The sequence below is a fragment of the Pseudomonas sp. SDO5522_S412 genome (genome assembly GCF_054071215.1).
The window spans coordinates 1-6225 of sequence record NZ_JBSVWQ010000290.1 but is presented as its reverse complement, the minus strand read 5'-3'; the positions used below and the strand labels follow the sequence as shown (position 1 = coordinate 6225).

Genomic DNA, 6225 nt, shown 5'->3' with positions numbered 1-6225 from the left:
CAACATTTGCATCGACTGACCCACCGCATTCGCGAGCAAGCCCGCTCCCACATTTGACCGAGTTCCTACCTCAAATTCGGGAGATCTCAAGCATGCGCATCGCATTAGACCCCTACATGTACCGCCACCTGCCCCTCGGCCAAATGGTCGACAAGGCCGCCGAGCTCGGCTACCAGCACATCGAACTCTCGCCCCGGGAAGACTTCCTGCCGTTCTACAAGGCCCCCCGGGTCGACCGCGCGCGCATCAAGGAATTTCGCAAGGCCCTGAGCGACGCCGGCGTGCAACTCTCATCCCTGCTGCCCATGTACCACTGGGCCGCCGCCGACGAAGGCCTGCGGGTTGCCGCCGTGCGCAACTGGAAGCGTGCGATCCAGATCGCCGTGGAAATGGACTGCGAGCTGGTCAACACCGAATTCACCGGCCAGTCCGACAACCCGCTGGTGTGCGAGAACCAGTTCATGCGCTCCATGGACGAGCTGATGCCGGAGTTCGAACGCGAAGGCGTCAAGCTGGATATCCAGGCGCACCCGTACGACTTCTGCGAGCGTAACAACGAGTCGGTGGACATCATTCGCGGCCTCGACCGCGACTGGATCAACTACCTCTACGCCGCGCCGCACACGTTCTTCTATGACGACGGCAAGGGCGATATCGCCTCGATGCTCAAGTACGCAGGCTCCAAACTCAGCCACTTGATCATCGCCGACACCTACAACCACCGCGCTTCGTCCAACCTGCGCTACATCGTCAACCCGCCGGGCGTCACCGCCACCGTGCACCAGCACCTGGACATCGGTCAGGGCGAGGTGAACTGGGAGGCGTTTTTCGGCACCCTGCGGGAAATCAAGTTCGACGGCATTGCCACGGTGTCGGTGTTTGCCTGGGAAGACCGGCCGGATGAGTCCAACCGGATGATGCTGGAGCGGGTGACCCGCGAGTTGTGCTGTTAGACCGTTGTGGCTTGCCCTGTGGCGAGGGAGCTTGCTCCCGCTGGGGGGCGAAGCGCCCCGAAAAGCTTGCGACTGCTACGCAGTCGAGCGGGAGCAAGCTCCCTCGCCACAATTAACCAAGGAGTATTTGTATGCGAATCGGACTGGTTGGATACGGCAAAGGCGGCCGTGTATTTCATGCACCCCTGATAGCCAGCCTGCCGGGGGCGACCTTTGTCGGCGTGGTGACGCGGTCACCCGAACGTCGCCAGCAACTGGCGACGGATCACCCCGGAGTGAAGGCCTTCGACAGTATCGGGCAGATCACCGAGGCCGGTGTCGACGTGCTGGTGATCTCCACCACCCTCAAGGGCCGTCCGGCCCTGGTGCTGGAGGCCATTGAGCACGGTGTGGCGGTGGTCAGCGACAAACCCTTTGCCAGCAATGCCGAACAGGCCCAGGCCTTGATCACCGCCGCCGAGCGCCAGGGCGTGCTGCTCAGCGTCTACCAGAACCGGCGCTGGGATTCGGACTTCCTCACCGTGCGCAAGCTGATCGACGCCGGAGCCCTGGGCACCGTCACCCGCTTTGAATCCCGGGTGGAGCGCTACAACCCGGGCTCGGTGGGCAATGCCAGCGGCGGCGGCTTCCTGCGGGACTTGGGCAGCCACTTGGTGGACCAGGCCATGCAACTGTTCGGCCCGGTGGACCGGGTCTTCGCGCAGTTGCACTACACCGCCGATGAGCGGAGCTTGGACCACGGCTTCTTTGTATCGCTGACCCACGCCAACGGGGTGATTTCACACCTGTGGGGCAGCGCCCTGCAAAACAGCCAGGCCCCGCGGTTTCGGGTGAATGGTACGGCCGGTTGCTACACCATCGAAGGGCTGGACGGCCAGGAAGAGGCGCTGCTGGCCGGCAAGACCCCGAAAACCGAAGGCGAGCACTGGGGCGCTGAAGAACATCGACGCTGGGGCTGGTTCGAGCAGGGGCCGGATCGTGAGCGGGTGCCGTCGGAAAAGGGCCGTTGGAATCAGTTCTACAGTCAGCTGCAAAGCGCGGTGGAAGGCCACGGCGAGTTGCCGGTGAACGTCCTGGATGCGCTGGCAACCACCCGCGTACTGGATGCCGCGCGCCTGAGTTCAGAGCGCCAGCAGGTAGTGGAAATGGCGGCTATGGAGCCTCATGGATGAAAAATAGAATAAAATTCTAAAACAGGTTGATATGGAAATTATTTTCCAATAAAGTCATTCCAGGTTGCATAAAGTACGTTCGGACTCGATTCGGGCGACTCGACAAAAACAAGATCAAAACAACCAGGTACCGTCAGATGAAAATCTTCAACGCTGTACTGCGAGTTTTACGTCCTGCCCTCCAGCCACGCGGTCTGCCCCGCGCCCGGCCGTTTTACTTTTCCCTCCTGAATGTCCTGTGCGTCGAAAGCAAGGGTTCCCTGGTGTGCTGCATTCCGGGGGCGCCGATCGTTCGACTGCCGACCGCTTCGCTCTGAAAAACGCAACGTCCACAAAACCAACAAGAAATTGGAGACAGACCGTTCATGAAGACCCCGATCCGTTTTACCGCGCTGGCCCTGTCCATGATGCTCGCCAGTGGTTTCGCCACGGCGGCCGATATCAAGGTGGGCGTGAGCATGTCGGCGTTCGATGACACCTTCCTGACTTACCTGCGTGAAGACATGGACAAGCAAGCCAAGTCCTACCCCAAGGGTGACGGCGTGCAGCTGCAGTTCGAAGACGCCCGCGCCGATGTGGTCAAGCAACTGAGCCAGGTCGAGAACTTTATCAGCCAGAAAGTCGACGCCATCATCGTCAACCCGGTCGACACGGCGTCTACCGCCAATATCAGTAAAGCGGCCCTCGCGGCGGGCATTCCGCTGGTGTACGTCAACCGTCGTCCCGACCAGACGGATCTGCCCAAAGGCATCGTGGCCGTGACCTCCAATGACGTCGAGGCGGGTCGCCTGCAAATGCAGTACATCGCCGAAAAGCTCGGCGGCAAGGGCAAGATCGTAATCCTGTTGGGTGACCTGGCGAACAACTCCACCACCAACCGCACCAAGGGTGTTAAGGAAGTTCTGGCCAAATACCCGGACATCAAGATCGAGCAGGAACAGACCGGCATCTGGCTGCGTGACAAGGGCATGACCCTGGTCAACGACTGGCTGACCCAAGGCCGTGAATTCAACGCGGTGCTGGCCAACAACGACGAGATGGCCATCGGTGCGTCCATGGCGTTGAAGTCGGCGGGCACCAAGCCGGGCACCGTGTTGATCGCCGGGGTGGATGGCACACCGGACGGTTTGAACGCGATTACCAAGGGCGACATGGCCGCGTCGGCGTTCCAGGACGCCAATGGCCAGGCCGTGGGTTCGGTGGAAGCGGCGCGCAAGATGGCCAGGCACGAGCCGGTCGAGCAGAACGTGGTGATCCCGTTCAAGCTGATCACCCCGGACAACGTCAAAGACTTCAAGTAGCCCTTAATAACAACAATAAACCGGCAGGGCAGCCACGGCGGCCCTGCTGACGGAGTACCCGATATGTTTGCTCAAGCGACTGCTTCCCAGCCTCCCGGTATCCAGCCCTTGGTACTGGAAGAACCCTATCTGCTGGAAATCTCCAACATCAGCAAAGGCTTTCCCGGCGTCGTGGCCCTGGCCGATGTGCAACTGCGGGTGCGCCCCGGCTCGGTGCTGGCGCTGATGGGCGAGAACGGTGCGGGCAAGTCGACGCTGATGAAGATCATCGCCGGCATCTATCAGCCCGACGCCGGTGAAATCCGCTTGCGTGGCAAGCCGATCAAATTCGAAACGCCGTTGGCGGCGCAGAAGGCCGGGATCGCGATGATCCACCAGGAACTCAACCTGATGCCGCACATGAGCATCGCCGAGAACATCTGGATCGGCCGCGAACAGCTCAACGGCCTGCACATGGTCAACCACCGGGAAATGCACCGCTGCACCGCCGAACTGCTGGAGCGGCTGCGGATCAACCTCGACCCGGAGGAACACGTCGGCAACCTGAGCATTGCCGAGCGGCAGATGGTCGAGATTGCCAAGGCGGTGTCCTATGACTCCGACATCCTGATCATGGATGAACCGACCTCCGCCATTACCGACAAGGAAGTGGCCCACCTGTTCTCGATCATTGCCGACCTCAAGTCCCAGGGCAAAGGCATCATCTACATCACCCATAAAATGAACGAAGTATTCGCCATCGCCGATGAAGTAGCGGTGTTCCGCGATGGCGCCTATATCGGCCTGCAACGGGCCGACAGCATGGACAGCGACAGCCTGATCTCGATGATGGTGGGGCGTGAGCTGAGCCATCTGTTCCCGGTGCGTGACAAGCCCATCGGCAATCTGCTGCTGTCGGTGCGCGACCTGCGCCTGGATGGGGTATTCCAGGGCGTGTCGTTCGACCTGCACGCCGGCGAAATTCTCGGTATCGCCGGGCTGATGGGCTCCGGGCGGACCAATGTGGCCGAAACCATTTTCGGCATCACCCCAAGCTCCGGCGGCGAGATCCAGTTGGACGGCAAGACCGTGCGCATCACCGACCCGCATATGGCCATCGAGAAGGGCTTCGCGCTGCTGACCGAAGACCGCAAGCTCAGCGGCCTGTTCCCCTGCCTGTCGGTACTGGAAAACATGGAGATGGCCGTGCTGCCGCATTACTCCGGCAATGGCTTTATCCAGCAAAAAGCCCTGCGTGCCCTGTGTGAAGACATGTGCACCAAGCTGCGGGTGAAAACCCCGTCGCTGGAGCAATGCATCGACACCTTGTCCGGTGGCAACCAGCAAAAAGCCCTGTTGGCCCGCTGGCTGATGACCAACCCACGGCTGCTGATCCTCGACGAACCCACTCGCGGTATCGACGTGGGCGCCAAGGCCGAGATCTACCGGCTGATTTCCTACCTGGCCAGCGAAGGCATGGCGGTGATCATGATTTCCTCGGAGCTGCCCGAGGTGCTGGGCATGAGCGACCGGGTGATGGTGATGCACGAAGGCGACCTGATGGGCACCCTGGACCGCGCGGATGCGACCCAGGAAAAAGTCATGCAACTGGCTTCCGGTATGACGGCGGTCCACTAACGAACAGACGGCGCCGGCCCGTTGTGGCCGGCGCAACGCGATAAAAAAGGTGAGTGGTTATGAACGCGATACTGGAAAGCAAACCCGAGGAAAAGAAGCCCGCTGCGGCGCCGGTCAAGCACCGTCGACGCATGCCCACCGAGCTGAGCATCCTGCTGGTGCTGATTGGCATCGGCCTGGTGTTTGAGTTGTTCGGCTGGATCGTGCGCGACCAGAGCTTCCTGATGAACTCCCAGCGCCTTGTATTGATGATCCTGCAGGTGTCGATCATCGGCCTGCTGGCGATTGGCGTGACCCAGGTGATCATCACCACCGGTATCGATTTGTCCTCGGGCTCGGTGCTGGCGTTGTCGGCGATGATCGCCGCCAGCCTGGCGCAGACTTCCGACTTTTCCCGTGCGGTGTTTCCGTCATTGACTGACCTGCCGGTGTGGATACCGGTGGCGATGGGCCTGGGCGTGGGGCTGCTGGCGGGGGCGATCAACGGCAGTATCATTGCGGTCACCGGGATTCCACCGTTTATTGCGACCCTCGGCATGATGGTCTCGGCCCGTGGCCTGGCGCGTTACTACACCGAAGGCCAGCCGGTGAGCATGCTCTCGGACTCCTACACGGCCATCGGCCACGGCGCGATGCCGGTGGTGATCTTCCTGGTGGTGGCGGTGATCTTCCATATCGCCCTGCGCTACACCAAGTACGGCAAGTACACCTACGCCATCGGCGGCAACATGCAGGCGGCGCGCACCTCGGGCATCAACGTCAAGCGCCACCTGATCATCGTCTACAGCATCGCCGGCCTGCTGGCAGGCCTGGCCGGTGTAGTGGCGTCGGCACGGGCAGCCACCGGGCAGGCTGGCATGGGCATGTCCTATGAGCTGGACGCGATTGCCGCCGCGGTGATCGGCGGCACCAGCCTGGCGGGCGGAGTAGGGCGCATCACCGGCACCGTGATCGGCGCGCTGATCCTCGGGGTGATGGCCAGCGGGTTTACCTTCGTCGGCGTGGATGCCTACATCCAGGACATCATCAAGGGCCTGATCATCGTGGTGGCGGTGGTGATCGACCAATATCGCAACAAGCGCAAACTCAAGCGCTGACACGGTCCTCAAGGCCGCATCGGTCAAAATGTGGGAGCGGGCTTGCTCGCGAAGACGGTGTATCAGTTAAACATTCAGTGACTGA

5 protein-coding genes are annotated in these 6225 nt (G+C 61.3%); all 5 read left to right on the top strand.

Annotation, left to right across the window (positions count from 1 at the left end):
• The first annotated feature begins 92 nt into the window (after positions 1–92).
• The 5 genes from ACW9I6_RS29770 to ACW9I6_RS29750 all read left to right on the top strand — a co-directional run bounded on the left by ACW9I6_RS29770 (position 93) and on the right by ACW9I6_RS29750 (position 6140).
• The gene (locus ACW9I6_RS29770) at positions 93–953 is read left to right on the top strand and encodes a sugar phosphate isomerase/epimerase family protein (protein WP_457340148.1); all 861 of its coding nucleotides are present in this window, start codon (positions 93–95) and stop codon (positions 951–953) included.
• Positions 954–1084: 131 nt separating this feature from the next.
• Positions 1085–2125, top strand: coding sequence for a Gfo/Idh/MocA family protein (locus ACW9I6_RS29765; RefSeq protein ID WP_457340147.1), 1041 nt, complete (start codon positions 1085–1087; stop codon positions 2123–2125).
• Between the two features lie 365 nt (positions 2126–2490).
• Complete coding sequence (locus ACW9I6_RS29760; RefSeq protein ID WP_010173158.1) at positions 2491–3426, top strand: sugar ABC transporter substrate-binding protein; 936 nt, start codon at positions 2491–2493, stop codon at positions 3424–3426.
• 63 nt (positions 3427–3489) lie between these two features.
• Complete coding sequence (locus tag ACW9I6_RS29755) at positions 3490–5043, top strand: sugar ABC transporter ATP-binding protein (RefSeq protein ID WP_457340146.1); 1554 nt, start codon at positions 3490–3492, stop codon at positions 5041–5043.
• 59 nt (positions 5044–5102) lie between these two features.
• Positions 5103–6140: an ABC transporter permease gene (locus ACW9I6_RS29750; RefSeq protein ID WP_003214704.1), complete on the top strand. Its 1038-nt coding sequence runs from the start codon at positions 5103–5105 to the stop codon at positions 6138–6140.
• Positions 6141–6225 lie beyond the last annotated feature (85 nt).

Excerpts from the sequence above, each read along its gene's own strand:
- ACW9I6_RS29750 (WP_003214704.1), top strand. The coding sequence starts at position 5,103 with ATGAACGCGATACTGGAAAGCAAACCCGAGGAAAAGAAGCCCGCTGCG.
- ACW9I6_RS29760 (WP_010173158.1), top strand. The coding sequence starts at position 2,491 with ATGAAGACCCCGATCCGTTTTACCGCGCTGGCCCTGTCCATGATGCTC.
- ACW9I6_RS29765 (WP_457340147.1), top strand. The coding sequence starts at position 1,085 with ATGCGAATCGGACTGGTTGGATACGGCAAAGGCGGCCGTGTATTTCAT.
- ACW9I6_RS29755 (WP_457340146.1), top strand. The coding sequence starts at position 3,490 with ATGTTTGCTCAAGCGACTGCTTCCCAGCCTCCCGGTATCCAGCCCTTG.
- ACW9I6_RS29770 (WP_457340148.1), top strand. The coding sequence starts at position 93 with ATGCGCATCGCATTAGACCCCTACATGTACCGCCACCTGCCCCTCGGC.